Source organism: Promineifilum sp. (SeqCode), from assembly GCF_041918635.1.
Lineage (GTDB): Bacteria > Chloroflexota > Anaerolineae > Promineifilales > Promineifilaceae > Promineifilum.
The window spans coordinates 1-2,681 of the sequence record NZ_JAYRVJ010000620.1 but is presented as its reverse complement, the minus strand read 5'-3'; the positions used below and the strand labels follow the sequence as shown (position 1 = coordinate 2,681).

The following is a 2,681-nucleotide window of genomic DNA, read 5'->3' as shown; positions in this document are numbered from 1 at the left end:
TGGTACGATTAACATGAAGCTAAGTCAGTTCGAGCCAGGCGAGTTCGGGCGGGGCGCGCTCCCCGTCCACTACCTCAGCCTCAACGGCGGCGCGCCCCAGGCGGTGGACGGCGCGGTAGTCGAGGAGGCGCTGGCCTGCATTACGCTCAACGGCGAGGAACTGGCGACCTTCATGTGCACGCCGCGCGACCTGCCGGAGATGGCTCTGGGCTTCCTCTACAACGAGGGGGTCATCAACGGGCTGGACGAGGTACGCGCCTGCCATGTCTCCAAGGATCGGACGTGTGTGGACGTGTGGTTGCACAACATGGAGTACCGGCCGCCGCGGCGGGCTATCATCACCGCCGGTTGTGGCGGCGGCGTCACGTTCGACGATCTATCGGAGGTTTACCCACCGCTGCAGAGCGACCTGACGGCCACGCCGGAGGAGCTGGCGGCCATCATGCGCCAACTGCACCTGGGCGCGGCGCTCTACCAGGAGGCGCGCGGCATCCACACCGCCGTGCTGGCCGACCGGGAGCGCATTCTGCTCCAGGTGGAGGACATCGGCCGGCACAACTGCCTCGACAAGCTGCAAGGGGCGGCGCTGCTGGCCGGCGTGCCGACAAAAGATCGCGTGCTGCTCAGCAGCGGCCGGATCAGCAGCGAGATGATCAACAAAGCGCGCCGGCTGGAAACGCCCATCGTTTGCTCCCGCACCTCGCCGACCAGCCTCTCCGTGGCGCTGGCCGAGGCGTGGAACCTGACGATCGTCGCCTACCTGCGCCAGGATCGGATGCGGGTGTATACGCATCCGGAGAGAGTAGTCAGTTACTAGTTGATAGTTATCAGTATTCAGTCTGAGCTGGCAAGTACCGATAACTGACAACTATCAACTGACAACTGTCAACTAACAGTGGAGCGTCTCATGACCGACATGGTGACATTGACCATCGATGACCAGGAAGTGACCGTCCCGGCGGGGACGACGATCTTGAAGGCGGCGGCCTCAGTCGGGATCGAGATTCCCGTCGTCTGCTATCACCCGTACCTGACGGCCAACGGACTCTGCCGGGTGTGCTCGGTGGATGCAGGGCGGCGGCTCCAGGCGGCGGCCTGTGTGACGCCCGTCGGCCAGGGCATGGTCGTCCATACCCAGACGAAGGACGTGCGGCGGGCGCGCCGGACTATCCTGGAGATGCTGGCCTCGACCGTGGATTTGAGCGAAGCGCCCCACCTACAAGACCTCATCCTGGCCTATGACGCCGACCCGGAGCGCTTCGAAGCGTTCGAGCGGCGCGAGACGCCCGTCTACGACGACAACCCGTTCTACATCCGCGACTACAACAAGTGCATCAACTGCTGGCGTTGCGTCCAGGTCTGCGCCGAGGACGCGCAGTATACCTTCGCGCTGAACTTCGACGGCCGCGGCTTCCACACCACCATCGGCACCTTCATGGATGACGGCATGCTCGACACGACCTGCGTCTTCTGCGGCCAGTGCGTCGGCGTCTGCCCCACTAACGCCCTGAAGCCCAAGCGGCAGGCCATGCTGGAAGAGGGCTACGACCCGGACGAGATCTTCCGCCAAACGCGGCGCGGGGGACGGAAGAAGCGGGCGCTCGTCGGCGAATAGCGACCTTTTCTTAGCTCCGCCAGGCCTGATGCATGGAGAGATACTATGATCGCCGAACCCGTTGAAACAACCGTCGAAGTGGAGTTCACCCGCCGCCGCTTTACGGTGACTGAATACCTGCGGATGGCCGAGGTCGGCCTGCTGGCCGAGGATGACCGGGTGGAATTGCTCTGGGGGGAGATCGCCGAAATGAGTCCAATCAACATTGCGCATACATCGACCCTAAATCGGCTGGTCTGGGTGCTGACGAATGCTCTTGGTAAGCAGGCGATTGTCAGCGTACAGAATCCCGTGCAGTTGAGTGGCGAGAGTCTGCCGCAACCCGACATCGCAGTCCTACGGTTTCGGGAGGACTTTTACAGCGAACATCACGCCCAACCAGAGGACATTCTGCTCCTCATTGAAGTGGCCGACACGTCATTGAGCTATGACCGCCGCGTCAAAGGCGCGCTCTATGGCTCGGCCGGCGTCCCCGATTACTGGATCGTCAACCTATCAGCCCGCCAAATTGAGGTCTACCGCGAGCCGCGGCCGGACGGCTATCGCACCATCACCATCTACGCGCCGGGCGAGATGCTGTCGCCACTGGCCTTCGCCGATGTTGCCCTGAATGTTCGTGAAATCCTTGGAACTAGTGCCTAAACTGGTCATGAGAAGCGATATGTTCACATTTACAGCCGTATTCGAGCGAGTTGACGAGTGGTGGGTCGCCTACGTCGAGGAGTTGCCTGGGGCGAATACGCAAGGCGAGACCCTGGATGAGGCACGGGAAAACCTCAAGGAAGCGGTCCAACTAATCATTGAAGCAAATCGTGAAATCTCGAAGCGAACCTCTAGTAGTTCGACAGTCATTCGCGAGGAGTTACTGGTCACGGTCTAGCCATGAAGCGCCGTGCACTGATCAAACATCTCAAAGAACAGGGGGGCGAATTGTTACGTGAAGGCAGCAGGCATTCCGTCTACTGGAATCCGAATAGCAGCAAGACGTCAACCGTACCACGTCACAATGAAATTAAAGACACACTGGTGCTCAAGATATGCAAGGACCTTGACATCACTAGGCCAT

General features: G+C 60.8%; 4 protein-coding genes. All 4 read left to right on the top strand.

Going from position 1 to position 2,681, the window contains the following annotated elements; translation table 11 throughout:
* A partial coding sequence (fdhD, locus tag ACE3UY_RS18340; protein ID WP_374688929.1) for a formate dehydrogenase accessory sulfurtransferase FdhD occupies positions 1 to 817 on the top strand: 817 nt, incomplete at its 5' end.
* 90 nt (positions 818 to 907) lie between these two features.
* Complete coding sequence (locus ACE3UY_RS18335; RefSeq protein ID WP_374688928.1) at positions 908 to 1,615, top strand: 2Fe-2S iron-sulfur cluster-binding protein; 708 nt, start codon at positions 908 to 910, stop codon at positions 1,613 to 1,615.
* 45 nt (positions 1,616 to 1,660) lie between these two features.
* Positions 1,661 to 2,257: a Uma2 family endonuclease gene (locus ACE3UY_RS18330; RefSeq protein WP_374688927.1), complete on the top strand. Its 597-nt coding sequence runs from the start codon at positions 1,661 to 1,663 to the stop codon at positions 2,255 to 2,257.
* 240 nt (positions 2,258 to 2,497) lie between these two features.
* The coding region (locus ACE3UY_RS18325) for a type II toxin-antitoxin system HicA family toxin (RefSeq protein WP_374688926.1) at positions 2,498 to 2,681 on the top strand (184 nt) is incomplete at its 3' end.